Source organism: Streptomyces sp. NPDC002958 (assembly GCF_055563255.1).
Map to the genome: position 1 here is coordinate 17,814 of NZ_JBVHDS010000026.1, position 23,781 is coordinate 41,594.

21 protein-coding genes are annotated in these 23,781 nt (G+C 71.7%); 7 read left to right on the forward strand and 14 right to left on the reverse strand.

Annotated features, from left to right (window positions below; all coding sequences use genetic code 11):
- Positions 1-184: 184 nt before the first annotated feature.
- The 5 genes from ACZ3IC_RS28915 to ACZ3IC_RS28935 form a co-directional block, all read right to left on the reverse strand.
- Entirely contained in the window at positions 185-937 is a 753-nt protein-coding gene (locus tag ACZ3IC_RS28915) for a thioesterase II family protein (protein WP_467420940.1), read from the reverse strand.
- A complete protein-coding gene (locus ACZ3IC_RS28920; RefSeq protein ID WP_467420855.1) occupies positions 937-1,974 on the reverse strand; it encodes a methyltransferase in 1,038 nt (345 codons plus the stop codon). The genes ACZ3IC_RS28915 and ACZ3IC_RS28920 overlap by 1 nt, the downstream gene beginning before the upstream one ends.
- 1 nt (position 1,975) lies before the next feature.
- Entirely contained in the window at positions 1,976-3,181 is a 1,206-nt protein-coding gene (locus ACZ3IC_RS28925) for a cytochrome P450 (protein WP_467420857.1), read from the reverse strand.
- Between the two features lie 79 nt (positions 3,182-3,260).
- Positions 3,261-5,189: a non-ribosomal peptide synthetase gene (locus ACZ3IC_RS28930; RefSeq protein WP_467420859.1), complete on the reverse strand. Its 1,929-nt coding sequence runs from the start codon at positions 5,187-5,189 to the stop codon at positions 3,261-3,263.
- Between the two features lie 80 nt (positions 5,190-5,269).
- Entirely contained in the window at positions 5,270-6,673 is a 1,404-nt protein-coding gene (locus tag ACZ3IC_RS28935) for an MFS transporter (RefSeq protein ID WP_467420860.1), read from the reverse strand.
- Positions 6,674-7,143: 470 nt separating this feature from the next.
- Here ACZ3IC_RS28935 and ACZ3IC_RS28940 point away from each other — a divergent pair, with 470 nt between their 5' ends.
- Positions 7,144-10,566, forward strand: coding sequence for a condensation domain-containing protein (locus ACZ3IC_RS28940; RefSeq protein ID WP_467420862.1), 3,423 nt, complete (start codon positions 7,144-7,146; stop codon positions 10,564-10,566).
- A gap of 10 nt (positions 10,567-10,576) precedes the next feature.
- Here the strand turns inward: ACZ3IC_RS28940 and ACZ3IC_RS28945 are convergent, their stop codons facing one another.
- The 3 genes from ACZ3IC_RS28945 to cysC are packed head-to-tail and all read right to left on the reverse strand — an operon-like array spanning position 10,577 to position 13,412.
- Positions 10,577-11,935, reverse strand: coding sequence for a sulfate adenylyltransferase subunit 1 (locus tag ACZ3IC_RS28945; protein WP_467420864.1), 1,359 nt, complete (start codon positions 11,933-11,935; stop codon positions 10,577-10,579).
- Positions 11,935-12,855 carry a sulfate adenylyltransferase subunit CysD gene (gene cysD, locus ACZ3IC_RS28950; protein ID WP_467420866.1) on the reverse strand — a complete coding sequence of 307 codons (921 nt, stop codon included), beginning with the start codon at positions 12,853-12,855 and terminating at the stop codon, positions 11,935-11,937. The genes ACZ3IC_RS28945 and cysD overlap by 1 nt, the downstream gene beginning before the upstream one ends.
- A complete protein-coding gene (gene cysC / locus ACZ3IC_RS28955; protein ID WP_467420867.1) occupies positions 12,852-13,412 on the reverse strand; it encodes an adenylyl-sulfate kinase in 561 nt (186 codons plus the stop codon). Before cysC ends, cysD begins: the two co-directional genes overlap by 4 nt.
- A 63-nt stretch (positions 13,413-13,475) precedes the next feature.
- Between cysC and ACZ3IC_RS28960 the strand changes: the two genes are divergently transcribed.
- The gene (locus ACZ3IC_RS28960) at positions 13,476-13,877 is read left to right on the forward strand and encodes a PaaI family thioesterase (protein WP_467420870.1); all 402 of its coding nucleotides are present in this window, start codon (positions 13,476-13,478) and stop codon (positions 13,875-13,877) included.
- A 9-nt stretch (positions 13,878-13,886) separates the two neighbouring features.
- Here the strand turns inward: ACZ3IC_RS28960 and ACZ3IC_RS28965 are convergent, their stop codons facing one another.
- The 6 genes from ACZ3IC_RS28965 to ACZ3IC_RS28990 form a co-directional block, all read right to left on the reverse strand.
- Positions 13,887-14,096 (reverse strand): acyl-CoA carboxylase epsilon subunit, encoded by a 210-nt coding sequence (locus ACZ3IC_RS28965; protein ID WP_467420872.1) that lies wholly within the window; start codon positions 14,094-14,096, stop codon positions 13,887-13,889.
- A gap of 30 nt (positions 14,097-14,126) precedes the next feature.
- Positions 14,127-15,341 carry an acyltransferase family protein gene (locus ACZ3IC_RS28970; RefSeq protein WP_467420874.1) on the reverse strand — a complete coding sequence of 405 codons (1,215 nt, stop codon included), beginning with the start codon at positions 15,339-15,341 and terminating at the stop codon, positions 14,127-14,129.
- Positions 15,338-15,613, reverse strand: coding sequence for an acyl carrier protein (locus tag ACZ3IC_RS28975; protein WP_467420876.1), 276 nt, complete (start codon positions 15,611-15,613; stop codon positions 15,338-15,340). Before ACZ3IC_RS28975 ends, ACZ3IC_RS28970 begins: the two co-directional genes overlap by 4 nt.
- 89 nt (positions 15,614-15,702) lie before the next feature.
- Positions 15,703-16,731, reverse strand: a complete 1,029-nt coding sequence (locus ACZ3IC_RS28980; protein ID WP_467420878.1) for a transketolase family protein — start codon at positions 16,729-16,731, stop codon at positions 15,703-15,705.
- Positions 16,728-17,606 (reverse strand): transketolase, encoded by an 879-nt coding sequence (locus ACZ3IC_RS28985; protein WP_467420880.1) that lies wholly within the window; start codon positions 17,604-17,606, stop codon positions 16,728-16,730. Before ACZ3IC_RS28985 ends, ACZ3IC_RS28980 begins: the two co-directional genes overlap by 4 nt.
- 113 nt (positions 17,607-17,719) lie before the next feature.
- Positions 17,720-19,054, reverse strand: coding sequence for a DegT/DnrJ/EryC1/StrS family aminotransferase (locus ACZ3IC_RS28990; protein ID WP_467420883.1), 1,335 nt, complete (start codon positions 19,052-19,054; stop codon positions 17,720-17,722).
- A 317-nt stretch (positions 19,055-19,371) separates the two neighbouring features.
- Between ACZ3IC_RS28990 and ACZ3IC_RS28995 the strand changes: the two genes are divergently transcribed.
- The 5 genes from ACZ3IC_RS28995 (at position 19,372) to ACZ3IC_RS29015 (ending at position 23,703) form a co-directional block, all read left to right on the forward strand.
- Positions 19,372-19,551 (forward strand): lysine biosynthesis protein LysW, encoded by a 180-nt coding sequence (locus ACZ3IC_RS28995; protein ID WP_467420886.1) that lies wholly within the window; start codon positions 19,372-19,374, stop codon positions 19,549-19,551.
- Between the two features lie 286 nt (positions 19,552-19,837).
- Positions 19,838-20,818 carry an N-acetyl-gamma-glutamyl-phosphate reductase gene (gene argC / locus ACZ3IC_RS29000; protein ID WP_467420888.1) on the forward strand — a complete coding sequence of 327 codons (981 nt, stop codon included), beginning with the start codon at positions 19,838-19,840 and terminating at the stop codon, positions 20,816-20,818.
- Positions 20,819-20,895: 77 nt separating this feature from the next.
- Positions 20,896-21,756, forward strand: coding sequence for a [LysW]-aminoadipate kinase (locus ACZ3IC_RS29005; protein ID WP_467420890.1), 861 nt, complete (start codon positions 20,896-20,898; stop codon positions 21,754-21,756).
- Positions 21,749-22,882 carry a M20/M25/M40 family metallo-hydrolase gene (locus ACZ3IC_RS29010; protein ID WP_467420893.1) on the forward strand — a complete coding sequence of 378 codons (1,134 nt, stop codon included), beginning with the start codon at positions 21,749-21,751 and terminating at the stop codon, positions 22,880-22,882. The genes ACZ3IC_RS29005 and ACZ3IC_RS29010 overlap by 8 nt, the downstream gene beginning before the upstream one ends.
- Positions 22,879-23,703 carry an SDR family oxidoreductase gene (locus tag ACZ3IC_RS29015; protein WP_467420895.1) on the forward strand — a complete coding sequence of 275 codons (825 nt, stop codon included), beginning with the start codon at positions 22,879-22,881 and terminating at the stop codon, positions 23,701-23,703. The genes ACZ3IC_RS29010 and ACZ3IC_RS29015 overlap by 4 nt, the downstream gene beginning before the upstream one ends.
- Positions 23,704-23,781: the final 78 nt, after the last annotated feature.

Below are 23,781 nucleotides of genomic sequence, written 5' to 3' on the forward strand. Positions count from 1 at the left end.
TCCTCCAAGTCAGCATGCGAAACACGACAGATGATCTAAAGCCTTACCCAACAGGCAACAGAAGAGTCAGCGCAATACTTGAATTTCGCGCGTTCGCGCATCGCCCTTGCGGCGGTTCGCGGGCGTGCGGCGGCACCCGCGGGCCCGTGTGCTCGGCCTGCGGGTGATCCGCTCGAACGGCGGGTTACGGTTCCCGGGGGCCGGAATCTGCGGTGAGCCGGTCCGCCAGCATCCGGACCAGCTCGGGCGGCGCGTCCAGGAAGCTGTAGTGGGTCCCCTGCAAGACCACCTTCTCCGTGGGTGCCCAGAGCTGCCAGCCGCCCATCAGGTGGTGCGGCACCTCGACATCGCCGTCCCAGCCCAGCGCGGTGATCGGGCAGGGCACGGTGCCGGCCGGGCGGAAGTACTTCCGGTTGGCGTCCAGGTCGGCCTGCATCACGTCGACGAACAGGTCGACGAGCTCGGCGGCGGACGCGGCCGCGCCCATCGCGGTCAGCAGCCCGGTGATCTCGTCGCGCAGCCCCTCGTCGTCCAGGCCGAGGAAGCGGCCCCAGGGACCGTCCTGCGGTGCCACCTGACTCGACGCGAAATACCGCACCGGCGCCGGCAGACCGCGCTCCGCGATCCCGAGCACCGTCTCGAACGCCGGCAGGGCGCCTCCGCAGTGTCCGAACAGTGCGTACGGGCGAGCCGTCAGCAGCTCTCCGACGTCGTCGAGAAGGGCCCCGGCCAGCTCCGCGTAGGTGCCGAAGTGCGGCTCGCGCATCCGGTTCTCCCGCCACGGCAACTGCAGCGGGACCACCTCCGCGTCGCCGATGGCAGTGGGCCAGGCACGGAACATGGAGGCACCGCACCCGGAGTACGGCATGCACAGCAGGAGCATCCGGGCGTCGGGAGACGGCTCGCGCAGGAACCAGCGCCGCTGTCGGGGCTCCATCACGCCTTCTCTCCCCTCACGACGCCGTTCGCCCCCGGCGAGTCGAACCGGACCGTCCGCACCCCTTCACAGCCGGCGTCGCGCAGCCAGCCGGCGTACTCGGCCGCCGTGTAGTTCCGCCCCCAGGTGCCCACCAGCATGTTCATGCTCATCAGCGCCGCGTCCACCGGACCGGACTTGTCGTCGTCCACCAGGAGTTCGCTGATCAGCACGGTGCCGCCGGAGGGCAGCGCGTCCAGGCAGGAGGCGAGGATCTTCCGGTTCTGGTTCTCGTCCCAGTCATGCATGATCATCGACAGCAGTACGGCGTCGTGCCCGGACGGCATGGGATCGACGAAGAAGTCCGCCGCCGCCGTGGTGATCCGTCCGGTCATCCCGGCCGCGTCGATCCGCTCCTGGGCGAGCGCGCACACGTGCGGCAGGTCGACGACGGTGCCGGTCAGGTGCGGGTGCTGCCGGCAGAGCTCGATCAGGGTGGCCCCCGCGCCGCCGCCGACGTCCATGATCCTGCGTACACCGGAGAGGTCCAGCGCCCCCGCCATCCGGCGGGCGGTCAGGGTGGAGAAGGCGAAGAGCCCGTCCCAGAAGGACTCCGGCCGGTTGCCCTCCTCGAACATGTTGCGGTCGGGGTCGGGCACCGGCTTGGTGGGCGCGTCGGTACGGACGGCCACGGTCGCGCGCAGCCAGCCGGGCGTCGTGTACTGGACCACCATCCGCACGTAGTCGCCGAAGTAGTCGGGGCGTCCGGGCACCAGGTAGTGGTCGGCCACGGCGGTGTTGCCGTAGCGCCCGTCCCGCTGCTCCAGCAGCCCCAGCGCGGCGCACGCGGTCAGCAGGATCTCGGTCGGCCGCTCGCCGAGGCCCAGCCGGGCGGCCAGTTCGGGGGCGTCGGCGGCGCCGGTGGCCAGGGCCTCGAAGACCCCGGTCTCGATCGCCGCGGTCAGGGTCTGTGCCTTCCACAGCCCGGTCGCCAGGTCGATCAGCAGGGCTGGCTGCGGCTCGCCGTTACTCGTCTCGGTGCGTGAACCGGTCGTCATGTCAGCACTCCTCCCCGGTGCGGAACCGCACCGACACCTGGTCGAACATGATGTGCCGACCGTTCTCGAAGTGCAGTTCACAGGGTTCGTTCAGGTCGAACAGCGGCAGCCGCGCCAGCTCGTCGAGGACGGCGGCGAACTCGGCCCGGGCCAGGTGCACCCCCATGCAGTGATGGATGCCGTGCCCGAAGCTGAGGTGCTGGTGAGAGTTGCCGCGGTCGGGGTCGAACGCGTCGGGCTCCGGGAACTTCTCCGGATCCCGGTTGGCCGCGTCGAACAGCAGCACCACCCGGGCACCGGCCGGAATGACGGTGCCCGCGACGGTGACCTCGCGGGTGGTGACCCGCGTGAACCGGTCGGTGGGGCACCAGCGGCGCAGTGCCTCCTCCGCGACGGCCGGGCGCAGCTGCGGCTCGTGGCGCAGCCGCAGCTGCAGGGCGGGATCCCCGGCCAGGGTGTGCACCAGACGGGTGATCGAGTTCATCGTGTTGTCGTGTCCCGCCACGCAGAAGCTGACGATGATCGAGTACAGCTCCTCGTCCGGCAGCGGCCGGCCGTCCCGCTCCATCGTCGCCAGCCGGGCGAGGTAACTGCCGTCCGGATCGCGCCGTACCCGGTCGATCTCCTCGGCCAGCAGGGAGTGGAAGGCGGGCCAGAACTTGCTCGCGTCCCGGTCGGTCGAGATGTACGTCCACATCGTCCGCGTTGCCTCGCGGATCCGGCTGCGGCAGGCTTCGGAGAGCCCGAAGGCCACTCCCAGCACCTCGATCGCGAACGGCTCGGCGAATTCGGCCATCAGATCCCCGTGGCCGCGCTCGACCACCGGCGCGAGCAGCCGGGCCACCATCCGGCGCAGCTCCGGCACCATCGCGCTGACGGCGTCCCCGGTCATCGGGCCGGCCATCCGGTCACGTATCTCGCGCTGCTGCGGCGGGTCGTAGTCGATCGGAGAGAACATCGGCATCCCCTCGGCCCGCGGGAAGTGCACGCCGCGGGCCGAGCTGTAGGTGCGCCAGTCGATCAGGGCGGCGCGCACGTCCGCGTAACGGGACAGGATCCAGATCCCGCCGTACGCCGGTGACCAGGTCACTCCCTGCTCACGGATCCGGCTGTTCACCCGCTCCGCGGTCTGCGGGGTGTATCCGGGGTCGTGGTGGTCGAAAGCGGTCACCAACCTGTCGGTGGCGTCCGTGGCCTTGGTGGTCATGCCGGCCTCCGTGCCGATGTCGTCGTTCTGACGATGAATGTCGTGCGTGGGGTGTCGGGGTGCTGCGGGCGGGCGGTGTTCAGCGCCGCCGGGGAGCGATCGGGGGGAGTGCGGCCGCCCCGGTGCCGGGGGCGGTGGCCGCCGGGATCAGCCGGGCCAGGCCGCTGATGGTCGGGTCGGCCATCAGGTCCGGCAGCTCGATCCGGACGCCGAGGTCCTGCTCGACCCGGCCCTGCAACTGGGCCAGCAGTAGCGAGTCGCCGCCGAGCTCCAGGAAGTGGTCGTCCGCACCGACCCGCTCCACCCGCAACAGGTCGGCGAACAGCCCGGCCAGCGTGGTCTCTGCGCCGGGGGCGGGCGCCCGCCAGGCGCGGGAGGGGCGCCCCCGGGTCCAGTCCGCCGGGGGCAGCCGGCGGCGGTCGATCTTGGCGGAGGTGTTCAGCGGGAACTCGTCCAGCTGTACGTAGGCGACCGGGACCATCCAGTCCGGCAGCCGCTCCATCGTGTGGTTGCGCAGCTCCAGCGGCGTGACCTCCCGTGCCGCGACGAAGCAGGCGACGAGGCGGCGCTGGTCGCCGTCCATCGTCGCCACCACGGCGACCTGGTCGACGTCGGGGTGCTGACCGAGCGTCCATTCGATGTCACCGAGCTCCACCCGGTGGCCGCGGATCTTCACGATGTTGTCGATCCGGCCGTGGTGCTCCAGGATCCCGTCGGGACGGAACCGGCCCGCGTCGCCGGAGCGGTAGATGCGGGTGCCGGGGGCACCGAACGGGTTGGGCCGGAACCGGTCCGCGGTCTGCGCCGGATCGCCCAGATAACCGAGGCTGAGGCAGTCCGAGTCGATCCACACCTCGCCGATGCTGTCGACGACCGGCGACATGCCGTCGTCCTCCAGCAGGTGGACGGTGACCCCGTCGATCGGGTGGCCCACGGGCGGGGCGCTCGCGCGGTCGGCGTCGGTGGCCGTGGTGGGGGTGATCCGAAGGGGCCAGGGGTGGCAGGAGTTGGCTATCTGGAAGGCCTCCAGGCTGCCGTACGAGACGGCGACCTCGAACGGCAGATCCGCGGGCCCCCACCGGTTCAGCCGGTCGCCGCCGAGGGTGAGCAGGCGAAGCGCGCAGTCGCGCGGCCAGGGAAGGTTCTGCAGTACCTCGCCGACCGGGGTGATCACGAAGCTCTGGGTGATCCGCTCGGCGAGCAGCCAGTCCCGCAGCGCGGGTGGGGAGGCGATCACCTCGTGGTCGCCGATCACGATGTGCGCGCCCTGCCAGAGCAGACCGCCGACCTCGTGCAGCGCGATGCCGGCGCCGGCCGCGCCCAGCCAGGAGCCGCGGTCGGCACCGGTGGTGGAGTTGATGGTGGCACTGCGGGCGGCACTGAGCGCCAGCCACGAGTGCTGGGCCAGCACGATCTTCGCCTCGCCCGAGGAGCCGGAGGTGAACATCGCGTAGGCGAGGTCCTCGCGGAGGGGTGCTCGACGTAGGGGCAGCTTGCCGGATCCCTTCCCGGAGTCTTCGCCGGGTGTCTCACCGGAGACTTCGGCCGGTATCTTGTCCGGCTCCGGGGCACCGGCGTCGAGGGTGATCACGGGCAGTCCCGCGGGGACCGGAGGCAGGGGGGTGCCGGTGCTCCGGCCGGGGGCCGCGGTCACCACGGCGGTGGGGCTCCCGGCGCCGATCGCGCGTGCGAACCGTTCCGCCGGCACGGCTGGGTCCAGCGGCATGCACACGCCGCCCGCCTTCAGGCAGCCGAGCATGCCGACCACCCACTCGACCGAGCGGCCCAGGTACATGGCGACCATGTCCCCGTGCCGCACGTCCGACCCGGCCAGCTCCCGGGCGAGCCGGTCGGCCCGCCGGTTCAGCTCCCGGTACGTCAGCTCCAGTTCCCCGTGCCGGACGGCGGGCGCTCCGGGAGTGCTGTGGGCGAACTCCTCGATGCGGGAGACCAGGGTGGTGGTCGGGCCGGCTTCGCGTACGGCCGGGGCGTCCTGCTGGCTGATCATGTGATCCTCTCTGATGGGGGGAGCGCATGCAGGGCGGTCCGGCCGTACGGCCGGTTGCTCGGTCGGTCCGGGACCGGCGGTCAGTCGACGACGAGCCGCATGTCCTCCGGTACGTCGTCGGTCAGCCGGGTCACCGAACCGGCCAGGACCCAGAGCACGGCGCACAGCGCGAGGGCTGCGGCCAGGTAGAAGGCGGAGGCGTTGCCGAGGGTCACGGCGACCGCGCTGCCCAGGAGCGGACCGGCGGCGTTGGCGCCCCAGACGAGCGGCAGCGAGACCCCGCCGACGCGGCCCATCGCCTGCGGCGGCGTGGCCTTCTGAATGAGGGTCATGACCCCGACGTTCCCCACAGGGGTGGTGAACGACGAGATGCCCTGCGAGACGATCATCACGGTCACGGCGACCCCGGTGCCGCCGAGCTGGGCGAGGGGCAGCAGCGCGAACGCCACCACCAGCATCGAGTGGGTCATCAGCAGGGTGCGGCCGATGCCCAGACGCTCGTTGATCCGCCGGGACAGGATCGCGCCGATCACGACCGGCGCGCCACCGATGCCCAGGACCAGCCCGACCTGTGCGGCGGTCAGCCCGAGGTCCTCGTAGCCGAACACGATGATCATGGCGAGGACCATGGACACGGCGGTGTTGCCGAAGGTGGCCATCAGCGTCAGGTACCGCAGCAGCCTGTTGCCGAAGGTCATGGTGATGCCGCCGCGCAGATCGGCCAGCGTGGCGCTCAGGCCGCGTGCGCGGGTCTGCTGCTTCTCCGGCTCACGGAACCCCACGAAACTCAGGGCGATGGCCGCCAGCAGATAGGAGACGGCGTCGACGGCGAGCGCCCGCGCGGCGCCGAGCGCGCCGACCAGGGCGCCGCCGCCGCTGCGCCCGAAGATCAGCGCGACGGAACGGCTCAGCTGTGTCTTGGCGTTGCCGTCCACCAGGTCCTCGCGGGCCAGCAGCTGCGGCAGGTACGCCTGGTAGGCGAGCTGGAAGACGACGTCGAAGACACCCTTGACCAGCGCGGCCACGTACAGGTGGGTCATGGTCAGGCCGTCCAGCGCCCAGGCGAGCGGCAGCGAGCCGATGACGACGAAGCGGGCGGCGTTGGCCACCTGCATCATCGTCCGCCGGTTCAGCCGGTCGGTGAACACGCCCATGAGCGGGGCGAGCAGGACGAAGGGGACCCATTGCGCGGCGATCAGCATGCCGACGCCGACCGCGCCTTCGCCGAAGCCGATGACGGCCAGCAGGGGCAGCGCGACCACACTGATCTCGCTGCCCAGCAGACTGATCGACTCGCCGCCCCAGACCAGGGCGAAATCACGGTTGCGGAACAGGACGGAGCGCTGTTTCGCGCTCGGGGCACCGGCCGGAGGCGGCGCGGTGGTGGACGGACTCGGCGGTGACTGGGGCGGTAACCCCCCGCCGGCGCTCTCTTCCTCTGCCGGGTTGGTTCCAGTCCCGGATGACGAGTTGGTTGAGGTCATGCCCTATGGCTCCTCATAGCAGGAATTCGGTGCTAGACGCTCGTATTCGGTTATGGGTGTGCGTCGACCACACACCACAACTACGGACGGCGTCACCGTACGGCCAGGCTGCACCGTACGGCCAAGCTGCACCGTATAGCCACTCTGCACCGTATAGCCACTCTGCATCGAGCAGCCAGTCTCCACGCACAGTCGGCGTGGCCGAGCGGATCGATCCGCAGGGCCACGAGGTTCTCCTCATATTCGAACACGCATGTCGCGGCGGCAAGTCGGGAAGAACGGCGCACAGCCGCAACTTCCCTTGCTATGACTGCACAGACGCGATTCGTTCGGATCTGATGAGGCATGGCTGAACGAAAATCGCCCGAACGATGACCGTGCCGCACAGGTGTACGGCACAGTCCGTACGGTCTCACCGTCCTGCCGTGACGTGACTGGGCAATGTCTGTATGCCACGATACCGTATTTCCATGAGAGGCTACGAAGACTTCATTCCCCTCGCGGTGATCCAGGAGCACTTCTGGTCCTCCGGGGGATCCGCGGCCGAACAGGCCCCGCTGACCGAGTGCGTGGCGCTCTCGGTACCGGGCCGCATTGATCCGGCTGCCCTGCGCACCGCGGTCCGCGCACTGCTGAACCGGCACGAGATCCTGCGCAGCGCGATACGCCTGCACGCCGGGCGGCCGGGACAGCTGGTGCTCCCCGTGCCCGAGGAGCTTCCGGTCGCCGAGATCACCCTCCCGGCCCACGAGCGCGACGCGGACGCGCGGCAGGACAGGGACCGGGAGCTGTCCCGGTTCACCGGCGTCGGGATCGACCCCGCGGCCGGCTGCGGAATCGCGTTCCTCCTGCTGCGAGGTGGCGGCCCGGCGGGCGAGGACACCCTGGCGCTTGCCGTGCACCACATCTTCGCGGACGCCACCGCGGTCCGGCTCCTGCTGGCGGAACTGGCCGCCGACTACACCGCCGCGCTGACCGGAACCCCCTCACCGGTCCCCGAACCCGATCTGCAGTATGGCGACTTCGCCCAATGGGAGCACGAATCACTGCTCCCGGCCGTCCAGGACACCGACACGGCCTGGTGGCGCGAGAACCTGCGTGCCGCACCGACCGCCCTGGACGTACGGCCGGACCTGCCGCGCCGCCGCGTCCGCCGCGGCGTCGGCCGGCGCACCGGGTTCGTCCTGCCGGGCGTCGACGGTCCCGCCGTGCGGCGCACCGTCCGGACCCTGTACGCCTCTCCGTACGCACTCTGCCTGGCCGGCTGGGCGGCCGTGATGGCCCGCTCCACCGGCGACAAGGACCTGATACTCGGCGTGCTCGCCGCCAACCGGGCCCTCCCCCAGCTGGAGTCGCTGGTCGGGCAGCTCGCCAACACCGTCCCGCTGCGTCTGGACCTCGGGGGTGCGCCGGATCTGGCCGAGGCGGTGTCCCGCTGCTCGGCCGGGGTGGCCGGGGCCGTCGAGCACGTCCGGCTGCCCTTCAACCGGATCTTCCAGGCCGCCGCCGCCCCGCGCCCGACCGATCGGACCCCGCTGATCCAGCACATGTTCATGCCCCGGATGGACGCAGTCGGCGAGCTGAGCCTGGGCGGGCAGCCGGTGCGGGTGCTGGACATCGAACGCGACCGCGGCCGGTTCGACACCGTCGCCGAGATCGAAGTCACCGACGAGCAGGTCCGGTTGTGGCTGGAGTACGACAGCGACCTCTACACCCCGGACGGGATACACGCGCTGGTGGAGGACTACGCCGGGGTGCTGCGGCAGTGGCTGGCGAGGCCCGCGCTGCGACTGCCGGAGCTGGAGCTGAGAGAGCCGGAGCCAGCCGGCCCCGTAGCGGCCGGCCAGGAGCAGGCCGGTGGGCTTCGGACGGAGGAGCTTCGGGTGGACCTGCCCGACGGCACCCCGCTCACGCTCCGGCTCGACCGCTCCCGCGGACCGGAGTGGTGGCCGGTGCTGACCGGGTTGAGCGGGGCACGAGCGGAGGATCTGGAACTGGAGCCCGGCCGGTCCGTGCACCACCCCACCGGGCTGCTGCTCGGCAAGGCCCCCACCGGCCTCACCGCCCGGCGCGACACGCGAGGCCGGCTGGAGATCGTCGCCGGGCTGCCGGCCCCCGTGGCGGACACCCCCTCGACGGACCGCCCCACGTCGGATCTCCGCACGACGACGGGTACGGACCGGCTCCTCGGACTGGTCACGGAGATCTGGGCGCAGGTGCTGGAACTGCCGGGACTCGCCCCGGATGACGACTTCTTCGCCTGCGGCGGACACTCGCTGCTCGCCACCACGCTGGTGGCCGAGACCCAGGAGACGCTCGGGGTTGAGGTGCGGGTGAGGAGCCTGTTCGAGAACCCGACGCCGGCCGAGCTGACCACCCACCTGCGCGACGCCAGTCCCGAACTGGACGCCATGCTCGAACTCCTCGCCGAGCTCCCCGACGGCACGGACGCGGAAGCCGCCGCTGTACCGCCGGAGGACACACACTCCCCGGCCCCGGAGACGACGGGAGACACCACGGAGTCCGCCGGACACGACACCGCCGTGGACGTGCCCCTGCTGTCCGGACAGCGGCAGCTGTGGCTGGCCCAGCAGGCCGACCCGCACGCGCTCACCCACACCATTCCGCTGCTCCTGGACCTCACGGGACCGCTGGAGCCGCACGCCTTCGCCGCCGCGCTGAACGACGTGGTGGCGCACCAGGCGGGCCTGCGCGCCACGTTCGTCGAGGTCGACGGCGTGCCGGTGCAGCGGATCCAGCCGCACACCGCGATCGACGTACCCGTGATCGACCTGACCGGAGCCGGGGAGGATGCCGCCCGTGAAGCGGAGCTGCACCGCCTGGAGCAGGAGATCGCCTACACCGGATTCGACCTCACCCGCGGCCCGCTGCTGCGGGCCCGGATCATCCGGCTCGGCGCGGAGCGCCACCAGGTCCAGCTGCTCTTCCACCACCTGGTCACCGACGAGGTGTCCATGACCCTGCTGATGCGGGTGCTGAGCACCGCCTACCGGGCCAGGACGGCCGGACACGCTCCCGCCTTTGCCTCGCACGAGTTCGATCTCGGCACCCTGGCCCGGTCCGAGGGTACCTTCCTCGCCGGCCCGGAGGGCGACCGCCTGCGCCGGTTTTGGGCCCGCGAGCTGGCCGGGGCGGCCCCGCTGCGGCTGCCCACCGACCGCCCCCGGGGCGACCGCGCGAGCTTCCGCGGCGAGTTCCTGGAACGGCCCGCCTCCGCCGACGCGGCCACGAGGGTCCGCGAGCTGGCGACCGCCTGCCGTACGACCCCGTTCACCGTGTTCTGCGCGGCGGTCGCGGTCGTGCTGCGACGGCTGAGCGGCCAGACCGACATCGTCATCGGCATCCCCACGGCCAACCGCACGCAGCGGGGGGCCGACCAGGTGATCGGCTGCTTCCTCAACGTGGTTCCGGTCCGGCTGGACCTGTCAGGCAACCCCCGCTTCGACGAGCTCGTGCAGCGGGTGAGCGCGGCGGTGCTGCGCTCCTACGAGCACCAGCGGCTGCCCTTCGCGGAGATCGTGCAGGCCGTCCAGCCGTCGCGGGAGCCCGGCAAGCACCCGATCTACCAGGTCACCTGCGAACTGCAGCTGGAGTCCTGGATGCCCGCCCGGTTCGCGGGCCTCGACTGCGAGTACCGCTTCCTCTCCCACGGCACCGCCCGCTACGACCTGGCCTTCCACGGGTTGCTGCGCCCCTCCGGGCTGTCGGCGATGGTGGAGCTGAACACCGACCTGTGGGACCGCGCGTCCGGCCACCGGCGGATCGACCAGGTGCTGGAGCTGCTCGCGGCGGCCGCGGAGGAACCCCGTACCCCGATCGGGGACCTGCCCGGAGCGGGCGAGTACGTGACCACCGCGCCCGCCCGGGACTGACCGGCGGGTCTCAGCCCGCCCCGGGGTCCTCGGACCGTACGCCCCCCGGGCGGGTGGCGGGCGCTGCCGCCGGCGCGAAGGCGGCGCCCGCCATGCCGGCGGTCAGCGTGGTGCCGTCGGCCGGGTCGATCAGCAGGAAGGAGCCGGTGCGCCGGGAGTCGGCGTAGTCGTCGAGGGCGAGCGGCTCCGCGGTACGGATACGGACCCGGCCGATGTCGTTGGCGACCAGCTGCCCGGGCTCCGGATACGGGGAGAGACCGTCCAGGGTGAGACGCGACGGGATCTCCCTGACGACGGCCTTGACGGTACGGGTGGTGTGCTTGAGCAGGACCCGCTGACCCACCGTCAGTGGCCGGTCGGCGACGTGGCAGACGGTCGCCTCGACGTCCCGGGTGGTCGCCGGCGCGGCCCCGGACGGGACCAGGAGGTCGCCCCGCGCGATGTCGATGTCGTCGTCGAGCAGCAGCGTCACCGACTGCGGGGTCCAGGCCTCGTCCACCGGCGCGCCAAGCAGATCGATGCCGCTGATCCGCGAGGTGCGGCCGGACGGCAGGACGGTGATCTCCTCGCCGACCCGGAACGCGCCGGCGGCGATCTGGCCCGCGTAGCCCCGGTAGTCGGGGTGCTCGGCGGTCTGCGGGCGGATCACGTACTGCACCGGGAAGCGGGCCGGTCGGACGGCCGGGCCGTGGTCGTGGACGCGGACGGTCTCCAAGTGTTCGAGGACGGTGGGTCCGCCGTACCAGTCCATGTGCGCGGACGGCTCGACGACGTTGTCGCCGGCAAGCGCCGAGATCGGGATCGTGGCGATCTCCGGGACGCCGAGCTCGGAGGCGTACGTCGTGAACTCCCCGGCGATCGCGGCGAAGACGGGCTCCTGGTAGTCGACCAGGTCCATCTTGTTCACGGCGAGGACCACGTGCGGGACGCGGAGCAGCGCGGCGACGGCCGCGTGCCGGCGGGTCTGCTCGACGACGCCGTTGCGGGCGTCGACGAGGACCACGGCCAGCTCGGCAGTGGAGGCGCCGGTGACCATGTTCCGGGTGTACTGCACGTGCCCGGGGGTGTCGGCGAGGATGAACCGGCGGCGCGGGGTCGCGAAGTAGCGGTAGGCCACGTCGATCGTGATGCCCTGCTCGCGCTCGGCCCGCAGACCGTCGGTGAGGAGCGCCAGGTCGGGCGCCTCCTGGCCGCGCTTGATGGACGCGGCCTCGACGGCCTCCAGCTGGTCGGTGAGGACCGACTTGGAGTCGTGCAGGAGGCGGCCCACCAGGGTGGACTTGCCGTCGTCGACGGAGCCGGCGGTGGCGAAACGCAGCAGGGTGGCGGCCGCCAGCTGGTCGGACAGCTCCTCGGTGGACGTGCTCATTAGAAGTACCCTTCGCGCTTGCGGTCTTCCATCGCGGCCTCGGACAGCCTGTCGTCGGCGCGGGTGGCGCCCCGTTCGGTGACCCGGGACGCGGCGATCTCGGCGATGACCTGGTCGAGCGTCACCGCGTCCGAGTCGACGGCACCGGTGCAGGACATGTCGCCCACGGTGCGATAGCGCACCAGGCGGGTCTCGACGCGCTCCGCACCCCGCGGCCCGCCCCAGGCGCCGGCGGTCAGCCACATGCCGTTGCGGCGGAACACCTTGCGCTCGTGCGCGTAGTAGATCTGCGGGAGTTCGATCTTGTCGCGGGCGATGTACTGCCAGACGTCCAGCTCGGTCCAGTTGGAGAGCGGGAACACCCGGACGTGCTCGCCGGGGGCGTGCCGGCCGTTGTAGAGCTGCCACAGCTCGGGACGCTGGCGGCGCGGGTCCCACTGCGAGAACTCGTCGCGCAGCGAGAACACCCGCTCCTTGGCGCGGGCCTTCTCCTCGTCGCGGCGGCCGCCGCCGAACACCGCGTCGAACCGCTCCGCCTGGATCTTCTCCGTCAGCGGCGCCGTCTGCAGCGGATTGCGCGTCCCGTCCGGGCGCTCGCGCAGCGTGCCCGCGTCGATGTATTCCTGCACGGAGGCGATATGCAGCCTCAGCCGGTGCTCGGCGACCGCGCGGTCTCGGTACTCGAGCACCTCGGGAAAGTTGTGCCCGGTGTCGACGTGGAGCAGCGAGAAGGGGATCGGCGCCGGGGCGAAGGCCTTCAGCGCCAGGTGCAGCATGACGATGGAGTCCTTGCCGCCGGAGAAGAGGATCACCGGCCGCTCGAACTCGCCCGCCACCTCACGGAAGATGTGGACGGCCTCGGACTCCAGTGAGTCCAGGTGGCCGAGCCGGGGAGAGGACCGCTGTTCCGGGGCCGTCATGCCACGAACCGTTCCTCTGCGAGCAGGTCCACGAGGAGGGAGGCCGCCTCGCCGGCCGACTGCCGGACCGTCGGGATGACGAGGTCGGGCTTCCCGGGCACCTCGTACGGGTCGTCGACCCCGGTGAGGCCCGTGAGCTCGCCGGCCCGCTGGCGGGCGTAGAGCCCCTTGACGTCCCGTTCCGCGCAGACCTCGACGGGCGTGGCCACATGGACCTCCAGAAACGCCGTCGCGCTCTCGGCGTGCCGTCGCCGGACGGCGTCACGGCTGTCGGCGTACGGCGCGACGACCGGGACGAGGACGATCACGCCGTTGCGGGCGAGTACTTCGGCCAGCACGCCGATCCGCCGCAGATTCTCGTGCCGGTCCTCGCGACCGAATCCGAGCCCCGTCGAGAGGGTCTTCCGCATTGCGTCGCCGTCCAGGATCTCGACGCGGCGACCCGCGGCACGCAGCCTCTCGGCGGCCAGGGACGCGATGGTTGTCTTGCCGGCACTCGGCAGACCGGTCAGCAGGACGGTCACACCGCAGGCAGACGATCCGGGACTCACCACCATGGTCGGTCGAACCTCCTTCTAGAAGCGATAAGAAATCAACAGTAAACCTGAAATACTCGATACATGACGACAACTGACAAGCTGCAAAGCGAACTTGGGCCCTACGTCGACCACCTGGGCCTCCGATTCGAGGAGGTCGGCCCGGACCGGGTGGTGGCGTACTGGTCCGCCCGCGGTGACCTGCTGCAGCCTCACGGGATACTGCACGGCGGGGTGCACTGTGCGGTGGTCGAGTCCGTGGCCAGTGTGGCCGCCGACCGCTGGCTCGGTGACAAGGGCACGGTGGTCGGGGTCAACAACAGCACGGACTTCTTCGCCCCGGTGACCGTGGCCAACGGCCGGCTCACCTCGACGGCGGTACCGGTCCACCGGGGCGCCACCCAGCAGGTCTGGACCGTGGAGACGGTGGACGCTGTCGGCAGTCTGGTCGCCCGCGGGCAGGTCCGCCTGCAGAACCTGCGCTGATCCCCGACATCACGAACGGGCCGGAAGGGCCCTCATGCCTGCCAGCTGTGCGGCGCCCGGAAGACCGGAAGGCGCACCGGGCGACGCCAGCCGGCAGGCGAGGGGGCGCCGGAGGGGGGCGGACTCGGGCCGCCGCCGTCTTGCTGCGCAGGCCAGCAGCAGGACGGCGAGAGCGGCCAGTTCCTCGGGCTCCGCGCGTCCCCTCTCCGCCCGTAACAACCGTGCGGGATCGTCCTGCCCGGACAGGGCTCAGACCCTGTCCGGAGTGGGTGTGCGCAGCTCCGTCCGTGCGGTGCGCGGACGGCTCCACCAGCGCATAGCAGGGCGCTCCACCAGGGTGTACACCAGCCATGCGAGCACCAGACTGGTGGCGATCGTCAGTCCCGCCAGGCCGAGGATCTCCGACCACGTCGAGGGAGCGGTGGGCCTCTTCGCGCCCCAGGTGGGGGAGGTGCGGCCGATCCAGCCGTAGGCCACCACCAGCCAGTGCACCAGATAGAGGGCGAAGGAGATCTCGCCCAGGAACACCATGGTGCGGCTGCCGAGCCACGTCCTGCCGGTGGCGCTGCCGATGTCGGCCGCGGCGGCGGACGCGATCAGGAAGGCGAGCGGAAGGGCCGTGAGCGCCACGAAACCGAGCTCATTCGGCAGGTTCCCCTCGGCGACGAACGGCACCAGCGGAAACAGCAGGGCCAGCGGGAGCGGCAGCCGGATCCAGCGCCCGTTGACGACGATCAGCGCCATCACGATGCCCAGCACGAACTCCAGCATCCGTACGGGCGGGAAGAACGTCATGAACCACATGGAGTACCAGTTCTGGTGGGTACCCGGGTGCATCCCTCCGGACGTCGGCAGCCAGGTCGCCACCAGGGGAACGGCCCAGATCAAGGCGTACACCACCACGAACGCTGGCCACAGCCGCGCGGCCGGGATCCTGCGCAGCAGCTTCAGCAGCCACGGGAACGCCAGGTAGAACAGCAGCTCGCAGGAGAGCGACCAGGTCGGGGTGTTCGACCACAGGTTGAACTGGAGCTTCATGTCCGGGATCCAGGACTGCACCAGGAGCAGCGTTGCTCCCGCGTCGCGACCCGTCAGCGCATGACCCGCGCCCGCCGCGAGGAGCAGCGCGGCGATGAACGTGACCAGATGGTTCGGATAGATTTTGAAGAACCGGCGCCGCCAGAACCGGCCCACGGAGTCCTCGTCCCGGGCGACCCAGGTCAGTACGAACCCGCTGAGGATGAAGAAGAACGACACCCCGAACGCGCCGGCCTCGTAGAAGAGCCGGATCGCGAAGATCTGGTCCGGTGCCACCCGCGGCAGTAGATTGACCCCGACGTGCGAGAGCACCACCAGGAACGCGGCGAAGAAGCGCAGTCCGGTCAGGGACGGCAGCCTCTCGGCGCGTTGCAGGAGGGTGGTGCCGGAAGGGGCTGTGGTCGGGGCGGGTCTCTGTATCGTCATCGGGATTCTCCCTCGGGCTCGGCGTCGGACGGGGCGAGTTCGAGGGCCAGCGCGCGGACCACGGTCGACCGGTAGAAGTTCCGTACCGGAATGCGCAGACCCTGCTCGGCCTCGATCAGATCGATCACTTCCATGGCGGCCAGCGAGGTCCCGCCGAGCGCGAAGAAGTCGTCGTCGGGGGTCGCCTCCTTCTCCAGCTGGAGCACCCGCTGGAACACGCTCTGCACATAACGGATTCGGTCCTCGTCTTGGACCAGGGCGGGGCTCACCATCGTCATCACCTCATGGTTGGACCGGCGCGGCGTGGTGCGCCGGTGGTTCGAGTGGTGTTCTGGTCGTCCGCTCGCCGGCCGACGGCCTTTCAGCGGACAGCAGGGATACGGGCGTACAGACGCCGGGCCGCGTCCACCACGGCGCCGGTGCTGACGCCGAGCTCCTCCAGCGCGGCGCGCTGGCCGGCCACGCGCACGCCGGGGCGGCCCCGTACGGCCAATCGACTCACGGGAAGAGCCAGTTCGGCGGAGACCACCTCGGTGACCGCGTCCCCCAGACCGCCCTGCGGCCGGTGTTCCTCCACGGTCACCACCCCGGCGCGGCCACGGCAGGCGGCCAGCAGTCCTTCGTGGTCCAGCGGGTGCAGGGTGTGCAGGTCCAGGACCTGCGCGGCTATGCCGTCGGCTGCCAGTTCCCCGGCGGCCTCCAGCGCGAACAGCAGAGGCAGCGGACCCGCCGCCACCAGCGTGACGTCCGCGCCTTCGCGCAGCACACGGGCCCGGCCGAGCCGGAACTCGGGCGTCGGCCCGGACGGCACCGGCGTGGCGGAGCGGCCCAGCCTCAGGTACCCGGGACCGGGCAGCTCGTGCAACTGGTGGGTGGCGGCGCCGATCTGGCGTGCGTCGCCCGGCACGACGACGGCCAGGTCAGCCAGGGCGCGGGTCACCGCCAGGTCCTCCAGGGCGAAGTGGCTGGTGCCGAAGTGCGCGGCGGACAGGCCGCCGTGCGTGGCGATCACCCGTACCGGCAGCCTGTTCCCGACCACGTCCAGCTTGAGGAACTCGCCCGCGCGCATTGTGGCGAAGGTGGCCATCGTGTGCACGTACGGGACGAAGCCGCGGCGGGCGAGCCCGGCGGCCACCGTCATCAGGTTCGCCTCCGCGATCCCGACATTGACGTAACGCTCCGGGAACCGCTTGCCGAAGGTGTTCTCCAGGCCACCGGTGTCGGAGTCCAGGCAGATCACCCGGGGGTCGGCGGCGGCCAGTTCAAGCAGGGCCTCGCGGTAGGCGGCCCGGGGGTCGGGGCCGAGCTCCGGCTGCTGGTCCTGCCCGGCCGGCTGTGCCGTGGCCGCGGAGTCCGCCGTGGCGGGCGGGCCGGTCGGAGTGCGGCTCACGCGGCACCTCCTGCCACCGGCGGCTGACCGAGCGCGGCCAGGGCCCTGCGTACCAGGTCGGGTTTGAGCTTGGCGTAGTGACCGGCCACTTTGCCCTCCAGGAACGGCACCCCGCGGCCCTTGACGGTACGGGCGATCACCGCGACCGGACCGGCCGCGGACGGCCGCAGGGCCTCGTACAGCGCGGACAGGTCGTGCCCGTCGACGACGCGCGCCTCCCAGCCGAAGGCCGTGAACTTGGCGTCCAGCGGTTCGAGCCCGACGCAGTCCTCCGTACCGCCGGTGATCTGCAGCCCGTTGCGGTCCACCGCCGCGACCAGGCCGGACAGCCTGCGGTGGCCGGCGAGAAGGAGGGCCTCCCAGACGCTCCCCTCCTGCAGTTCACCGTCGCCGAGCAGGGTGTACACGTGCCGGTCACCGCCGCGCAGCTGCTCGGCCATGGCCAGTCCCACCGACAGGCCGAGCCCGTGGCCCAGCGAACCGGTGGCGAACTCGACTCCGGGCAGGTCGTGCGACGGGTGACCGAACAGCCGGCTGCCGGGCCGGGTGTAGTCGTCCAACTGCTCTGCGGGGAGCCGGCCGAGCTGGACCAGCACGCTGTACAGCGCGGGTGCCGCATGACCCTTGCTGAGGACGAATGAGTCGCCCGGGCGCAGCAGTCGGGCGTGCAGGACGGCCATCAGATCGGCGCAGGACAGACTGCCGCCGGCGTGCGCGCCCTCGGGGCCGCCGGCCATCCGGATCACGTCCCGGCGGATCTGCCGGGCCATCTCCGCCGGGTTGAGTGGTGCCGTGGGGGAGTGGTGGCCGGCTTCTGCCGGGGGGTGTGCGGGGGCTGGTGGGTGCGGTGGACCGGTGGTGGTGGGCACGGCCATGACTGGTTCCCTTCGGACGGGCATCGGTCCACGACGTGGAGCCGGGACGCGGATCCGGCACGCGGATCGGACGGATCGGCGGACGTGCGGAGGGGCGGACGGACGGGCGGGGGTCAGCCCCGGCGCAACGCCTCCCGCCAGCCGGGGGCGGAACGGGCGACGGCCATCCTGCGGATCAGGTCGAGGTGCTGCCAGATCTTCTCGAACGCGTCGGCGTACCGCTGCAGCAGGGGCCCGGCGGCCGGGTCCAGGTGCCGGCGCTGCAGACACAGTGAGCCGTCGACGACGGCGGCGGTCACCGGGAGGAGCTCGTCCACCTGGTCCAGCGCCTCCGCCTCGGACAACCCGGCTGGCCGGAACGCGGGCTGCACGGACAGCGGGGCGACCTGGTACTGGGACACGGGCACGCCCTCGGCCCGCAGCGCCCGGTGCAGGGCGGCACGCAGACCTGACCGGTGCTCCGGATCCAGGCCGCACGCCTCGGGATCCGGCATCAGACGAAGGATGTGCCACGCATGGGTGCGCCCGGCGGGGATCCGCGGCACCCGCAGTCCGGGCAGCGCGTCCAGCCGGTCCAGGAAGCTGCGGATCCCGGGCTCGCGCAGCCGGGCGTAGTCGTCGAAGCGGGATAGCTGGGAACGGGTGAACGCGGCTGCCATCGGCGTGATCCGGGCGTTGAACGCGGCCCGGTGGGCGATGTAGCTGCGCGCCCCGGTCGGATCCAGCTCGCCGAAGTTGCGCAGCCGTACCAACTGCTCGTGCAGATCGTCGTCGTCGGTGGTGATGAGCCCGCCCTCGCCGCAGGTCGGTAGGTTCTTGTGGGGGTGCAGGCTGAAGCAGCCGGCCCTGCCCAGGGCGCCCGTCCGGCGGCCGTCGAGTTCCGCGCCGTGCGCCTGGGCCGCGTCCTCCACGACCGGGATGCTCCGCTGGTCCGCGAGCCGGTTCAACGCAGGCATGTCGGCGGGCAGTCCGTGCAGGTGCACCGGCAGCAGTGCGGCGGTGCGCGGCCCGGCGACTGCGGCGACGGACAGCGGGTCGAGTGTGTACATGTCGGGTTCCACGTCGGCGAACACGGGTGTGGCCCCTGTCGCGGACACGGCATGGGCCGTGGCGTTCATGGTGAGTGCCGGGACGATCACCTCGTCGCCGGGACCGATCCCGCTGCCGCGCAGGGCCAGGTGCAGTGCGGCGGTGCCGGAGGCGACGGCGACACAATGCCGGGTCCCGGTGGCCTCCGCCCACGCCTGCTCCAGGCGGCCGACCTCGGGTTCGCCCGGCGAGGCGGCGTTCAGCGGTCCGTCGCGCAGCACCCGGAGCACGACCTGCTCGTCGTCCGTGGTGATGAGCGGCCAGGTGCCGCCGGGACTGTCCCTGGGAACGGCGCGGTCGCCGCCGAGCAGGGCGAGGCCGGTCCCGTGCTTGCCGCGGACGCGGGTGGTCTCGGACATGGGTGCGCACCTCCGGTTGTACCGCTGCGAGTTCCGCACGGGGAGGCTGTCGTCCCCGACATCCAGCACCCCTCGATGCACCCCACGATGCAGAGTCTGCGTACTGTCCATTCCATTGTTGCCGGATCATGGAGGGGATGTCGACAGTCTGCATCGCCCGGCTCGCTGAAATCCGTGACTCGACCCTCAACAGCCGGGCCTCTCCGCCCGTTTCGGCGAGGAAATTGATCTCTCGGGGGTGTGCCCTCGTGCAGCGTGTGTTAGTTTCTGTCGTGTTCTCGAAAGACAGTAGTCACACAAACTGCAGGAGGCAACACATGGCTACTGCACTGAGCGTGCAGTGCCCCGAGTGCGCGGGGGCGCTCGAGGTGCGCCCTGACGTGCTGGCGGCGGAGATCGTGATCTGCCAGCGCTGCTCGAGCGAGCTCGAAGTAGTGGCAACCGGGCCCGTGGTACTGGCTCTTGCCCCCGAGGTCGAAGAGGACTGGGGCGAGTAGCCGTCCGGATCGTGCCGCCCGTCGCCCGGGCGGCACGATCCGCACCCGGGTGGCACGGCGCACGCGGCGGACATTCGCGGCGAACGTGCCGCACACCGTTCAGCAGCGCGATGACCGCATGGCCTCTCCGGCCGGCCCCGCACAGGGCCGGGCCGCCGTCACGCGCTTTTCGACCCGGGCAACGCCGCCCGGCGTCTCTCGGACTTCACCGCACGGCCGGGTCCTCCTGCCGTGCCGTCCGGTCGCCGGATCCGAGGCAGACCACGAACCGATGAGGAGTGGGCCAGTGAAGGTGAGCGTTGTGGGCGCGGCCGGCTACACCGGCGGTGAGCTGCTGCGGCTGGTGCATGCGCACCCCAAGCTGGAGCTGGTGCAGGCTCTTTCGCGGCGGCACGCGGGCCGGCCGGTGGCGGAAGTCCACCCCAACCTGCATCATCTCGCACTGACCTTCCGGTCCCCGGAGGAACTGGAACTGGTGGACACCGCGTTCCTGGCCCTGCCCTCCGGTGCATCCGCGGAGGTGGAGGCGAGGGTCGGGGAACGGACGGCGGCGATCGTGGACCTGAGCCCGGACTTCCGGGGCGGTGGTCTCTCGGCGGACGGCACCGCCTACCGTACGGGTCTGCCCGAGCTGTTCGCCGACGAACTGGTCGGCGCCACGAGGATCAGCGTTCCCGGTTGCATGGCGACCGCGGCCATTCTGGCCCTGGCTCCCGTGCAGCGGGCCGGCCTGGTGGCCGGCGACGTGGTGGTGGACGCCCGGGCCGGCTCCTCCGGCGCCGGTGCGGAGCCGGGACCGGCCTCGCACCACGCGGAACGCGGGAATGCCTTCCGGGTGTACAAGCCCGCCGGACACCGGCACGAGACCGAGATCGCCGCACTGGCCGGAGTACGGGCGCGGATGACGGTGACGGCCGTCCCGACGGTGCGCGGCGCGCAGGTGCTCTGCCACGTCACGCCGCCACGGCCGGTCACCCGCCGGGAGGTGCTCCAGGTGCTGCAACGCGCCTACCGCGCCCAGCCGTTCGTCCGGATCGTGGCCCGTGGCCGTGGCGTGCACCGGATGCCGGACCCGCAGTTCCTCGGCGGCACGAACTTCGTGGACATCGGCTGCGCCGTCGACGAGGACGGCGGCCGGATCGTTCTGGTGGCCGCGCTGGACAACCTCGTGAAGGGGGCGGCCGGCGGTGGGGTGCAGAGCCTGAACGCGGCCTGCGGAATGCCGCAGGACGCCGGACTGGAGTTCCCGGGGCTGCACCCCGCGTGACACCCGGTCCGAAAGACGCACGTGAGAGCAGAGCGGTCCGCACAGCGGCACGCGATGACGGGGAGGTGAGCGGCGGCATGGCACAGGACCTGACGGAGAACGCGCTGATCGGCAACTCCGCCCCCGGCGGGGTGATCGTGGTCAAGATCGGCGGGGGGAGCGATCCCGAGCGAGTGCTGGACGAGGTGGCCGAGCTGGCTGCCGCCGGCCGGCCGCCGGTGCTGGTACACGGAGGCGGAGCCGTCGCCGACCGGCTCTCCGAACAACTCGGCGTGGAGCGCCAGGTGATCCGGTCACCGGACGGCACGCACAGCCGCCGTACGGACCGGGCGATGCTCGACGTCATCACCCTCGCCCTGCTCGGCCGGGTGAAACCGCAGCTGGTCGCGGGACTGCGGGCACGCGGTGTCCGCGCGGTGGGCCTGAGCGGTGCGGATGGCGCCCTGCTGACCGCCACGCGCAAACCGGCCCTGCGCTCCGTGCAGGACGGCCGGACCGTCCTCATCCGCGACGACCGGTCCGGCCGGATCGAGCACGTCGACCCCGCACCGGTGCGCGCGGTGCTGGACCGGGGGGACGTCCCCGTGGTCTCCCCGCCCGCCAGCGACGCCGCAGGCAACCTGCTCAACGTCGACGCCGACGAGGCGGCCGCCCGGATGGCGGCGGCCCTCGGTGCTTCGGCCCTGGTCCTGCTCACCGATGTGTGCGGCGTACTGGCTGACCCCGAGGACCCGTCCACCCGGATCGCCGAGATGGGCCCCGACCACCTGACCGGAGACGTCGTACGAGGACGGATGCGACACAAGGTGCGGGCCGGGCTGCGGGCCGCCAGGACCGTGCGGCAGGTGGTCATCGGCGCCGCGCACCAGTACCGGCCTATCCAGCAGACCCTCTCCGGAACGGGCACCTGGCTGCGGGACGAGGAGCGGCATGGGTGACCGCCGGCGGACGGCCGACCGGGTCCGCCCCCATGTACTCCACGAGGACTACCCGGCCTGGCTGTTACGGACCGCCCTCGGCATCCCCTCCGTCTCCGGTCAGGAACTCCCGGTCGCCCACTTCCTCGTCGACCAGATGGCCGAGCTCGGCTTCGACGCGTACGTCGACGAGGTCGGCAACGCGCACGGTCTGACGGGCCCGCCCACCGGCCCCACCGTCATGCTGCTCGGACACATCGACACCGTCCCCGGACAGGTGCCTGTGTGCCAGGTCGGCGACCTGCTCTACGGCCGCGGTGCGGTGGACGCCAAGGGCTCCATCGTCGCCATGATCTGTGCCGCGGCCCGTACCAGCGGCGTGCGCGTCCACGTCATCGGCGCGGTCGGCGAGGAAGTGGCCGGCTCGCGCGGCGCCCGGCACGTGCTGGCCACCGTGCCGCCCCCGGCGGCGGTGGTGATCGGTGAGCCGAGCGGCTGGGACGGGGTCTGCCTGGGCTACAAGGGGCGTACCGGCATCGGCTACGAGATCAGTCAGCCGCCCCTGCACACCAGCAGCCCGGAGCCGACCGCCGTGGAACGGGCCGCGCGCTTCGCCCACGACGTACAGGACTATCTGCGCGGTCTGTCGCCGGAGCAGGACGACCCGATCGCCTTCGGTGTCGCCACCGGGACGCTCATCCGGCTGCACGGCGACCTGGCCAGGGCCGAGGCCTTCCTGACCTGCCGGGTGCCGCCCGGCTTCGACTTCGCGGCGCTGGAACGTTTCGCCCGCAGCAGGCCGCACAGCCGGATCTGGGTGGACGAGCGGGTACCCGGGGTGACCCGGCCGCGGGCCGACCCCGTGGTCAGCCAGCTGCGCGCCGCGATCGTCGCCCACGGCGCCCGCCCGACGCTCAAACGCAAGGCCGGCACCTCGGACATGAACACCCTCGACCCGTGGGGCGTACCGATGGCCGCCTACGGGCCCGGCGACGCCCACCTGGACCACACCACCGACGAACACATCCCGCTCGCCGACCTGTACCGCGCGATTGACGTCCTGGCACTCGCCCTGCCCCGGCTCGCGAGCCAGCTGGCGGCCGAGTCGCCGCAGGCCACGGCTTCGCCCGATCTCCTGGAGGCATGATGCTGCTCGACGGGAACGTCGCCATGATCACCGGCGCCGCCCGCGCGCTGGGCCGCTCGCACGCGCTGGCCTTCGCCCGTGAGGGCGCGGACCTGATCCTGCTCGACCGCTGCGACCCGGACGGCGGCCCCTACCCGATGGCCGGCCGGCGGGACCTGGAGGAGACCGCGGACGCCTGCCGCAGGCTCGGCAGCCGGGTGCTGACCGGAGTCGCCGACGTACGCCACCAGGAGGACGTGGACAAGGTGGTGAACGCAGGGCTCGACGAGTTCGGCCGGATCGATGTGCTGCTGAACAACGCGGGCGTGCTCGGCCCGGGCGGCGTACGGGTGCACGAGCTCACCGAGGAGCAGTGGCAGCTCGCCCTGGACGTCAACCTGAGCGGCACCTGGCGGTGCTGCCGCGCGGTCCTGCCGCACATGGTGGAACAGGGCGGTGGACGCGTCATTAACACCGCGTCCACCGGCGGGCTGGTCGCCTTCGAGAGGTACGCCAACTACGTGGCCTCCAAGCACGGCGTGATCGGACTGACCAAGTCCATCGCCCTGGAGTACGGGCGCCATGGCGTGCGCGCGAACGCGGTCTGTCCGACCACCGTCGCCGACGACACCGGACTGAGCACCCGCAGCACCCACGCGGTCGCCGCCTCGCTGGGCGCCGAGCTGCAGGACTACGAGCGCGCCTCCGCGTCCCTGCACCCGATCGGCCGGCTGGTCACCGCCGCCGAGGTGTCGGCCGCCTGCCTCTGGCTGGCCGGCCCGCACTCCGGCGGCGTCACCGGCACCGAGCTGGTGGTGGACGGCGGCTTCACCGCCCACTGAGCCGCCCGCCGAACGGCCCACTGAACCTTGCCCGTACACACCGCCCGTACGCACCGCGTACGCGAACCAACCGCCGGA

What these genes read in the sequence shown, in the direction of transcription:
- ACZ3IC_RS28915 (WP_467420940.1), bottom strand. Translation starts at nt 937, where the DNA reads ATGGAGCCCCGACAGCGGCGCTGGTTCCTGCGCGAGCCGTCTCCCGAC.
- ACZ3IC_RS28920 (WP_467420855.1), bottom strand. Translation starts at nt 1,974, where the DNA reads ATGACGACCGGTTCACGCACCGAGACGAGTAACGGCGAGCCGCAGCCA.
- ACZ3IC_RS28925 (WP_467420857.1), bottom strand. Translation starts at nt 3,181, where the DNA reads ATGACCACCAAGGCCACGGACGCCACCGACAGGTTGGTGACCGCTTTC.
- ACZ3IC_RS28930 (WP_467420859.1), bottom strand. Translation starts at nt 5,189, where the DNA reads ATGATCAGCCAGCAGGACGCCCCGGCCGTACGCGAAGCCGGCCCGACC.
- ACZ3IC_RS28935 (WP_467420860.1), bottom strand. Translation starts at nt 6,673, where the DNA reads ATGACCTCAACCAACTCGTCATCCGGGACTGGAACCAACCCGGCAGAG.
- ACZ3IC_RS28940 (WP_467420862.1), top strand. Translation starts at nt 7,144, where the DNA reads ATGAGAGGCTACGAAGACTTCATTCCCCTCGCGGTGATCCAGGAGCAC.
- ACZ3IC_RS28945 (WP_467420864.1), bottom strand. Translation starts at nt 11,935, where the DNA reads ATGAGCACGTCCACCGAGGAGCTGTCCGACCAGCTGGCGGCCGCCACC.
- cysD (WP_467420866.1), bottom strand. Translation starts at nt 12,855, where the DNA reads ATGACGGCCCCGGAACAGCGGTCCTCTCCCCGGCTCGGCCACCTGGAC.
- cysC (WP_467420867.1), bottom strand. Translation starts at nt 13,412, where the DNA reads ATGGTGGTGAGTCCCGGATCGTCTGCCTGCGGTGTGACCGTCCTGCTG.
- ACZ3IC_RS28960 (WP_467420870.1), top strand. Translation starts at nt 13,476, where the DNA reads ATGACGACAACTGACAAGCTGCAAAGCGAACTTGGGCCCTACGTCGAC.
- ACZ3IC_RS28970 (WP_467420874.1), bottom strand. Translation starts at nt 15,341, where the DNA reads ATGACGATACAGAGACCCGCCCCGACCACAGCCCCTTCCGGCACCACC.
- ACZ3IC_RS28975 (WP_467420876.1), bottom strand. Translation starts at nt 15,613, where the DNA reads ATGGTGAGCCCCGCCCTGGTCCAAGACGAGGACCGAATCCGTTATGTG.
- ACZ3IC_RS28985 (WP_467420880.1), bottom strand. Translation starts at nt 17,606, where the DNA reads ATGGCCGTGCCCACCACCACCGGTCCACCGCACCCACCAGCCCCCGCA.
- ACZ3IC_RS28990 (WP_467420883.1), bottom strand. Translation starts at nt 19,054, where the DNA reads ATGTCCGAGACCACCCGCGTCCGCGGCAAGCACGGGACCGGCCTCGCC.
- ACZ3IC_RS28995 (WP_467420886.1), top strand. Translation starts at nt 19,372, where the DNA reads ATGGCTACTGCACTGAGCGTGCAGTGCCCCGAGTGCGCGGGGGCGCTC.
- ACZ3IC_RS29005 (WP_467420890.1), top strand. Translation starts at nt 20,896, where the DNA reads ATGGCACAGGACCTGACGGAGAACGCGCTGATCGGCAACTCCGCCCCC.
- ACZ3IC_RS29010 (WP_467420893.1), top strand. Translation starts at nt 21,749, where the DNA reads ATGGGTGACCGCCGGCGGACGGCCGACCGGGTCCGCCCCCATGTACTC.
- ACZ3IC_RS29015 (WP_467420895.1), top strand. Translation starts at nt 22,879, where the DNA reads ATGATGCTGCTCGACGGGAACGTCGCCATGATCACCGGCGCCGCCCGC.